2 protein-coding genes are annotated in these 623 nt (G+C 58.9%); both read right to left on the reverse strand.

The annotated features are described in order from the left end of the window. A partial coding sequence (locus AWB65_RS35245; protein WP_510183499.1) for an adenine nucleotide alpha hydrolase family protein occupies window positions 1-296 on the reverse strand: 296 nt, incomplete at its 3' end. Between the two features lie 15 nt (window positions 297-311). Beyond that, the coding region (locus tag AWB65_RS35250; protein WP_445344304.1) for an electron transfer flavoprotein subunit beta/FixA family protein at window positions 312-623 on the reverse strand (312 nt) is incomplete at its 5' end.

Here is a 623-nt window from a genome sequence, read left to right on the forward strand (position 1 = left end):
GCGATGTTCTTACCGTAAGCGGTAGCGGGCGCGAGAATGTGCGAATAATCCTTCGCGATGTTCAGCACCGTTCCTTCGACATTCTCAGCCAGTCCATCGGCGAGTTGCGGGGCATCGGCGAGCAGGATTTTCGATACGCCTGCGATTTTCGCGGCTTGGTCCGCTGCGGCTTGTGCGTTCGAACCCGCGACCAGCACGTGAATATCGCCGCCAATTTTCGTCGCCGCTGCAACCGTGTTCAGCGTTGCCGCCTTGATCGATGCGTTGTCGTGTTCTGCAATTACCAGAATCGTCATTTTCGTGCGTCTCCCTTACAGAACCTTGGCTTCGTTCTTGAGCTTTTCGACCAGCGTCTTCACGTCCGGCACCATCACGCCGGCGGAGCGCTTGGGCGGCTCGGCCACTTTCAGCGTCTTCAAACGCGGCGTGACATCGACGCCGAGGTCAGCAGGTTTCACCGTTTCCAGAGGCTTCTTCTTGGCCTTCATGATGTTCGGCAGCGTCACGTAGCGCGGCTCGTTCAGGCGCAAGTCGGTGGTGATCACGGCGGGCAGTTTCAGCGACAACGTTTCCGAACCGCCATCGACTTCACGCGACACCGTGGCTTTGCCATCGGCGACCAC

Origin of the sequence: Caballeronia humi (assembly GCF_001544475.1) — a bacterium.
GTDB classification, from domain to species: Bacteria; Pseudomonadota; Gammaproteobacteria; order Burkholderiales; family Burkholderiaceae; genus Caballeronia; species Caballeronia humi.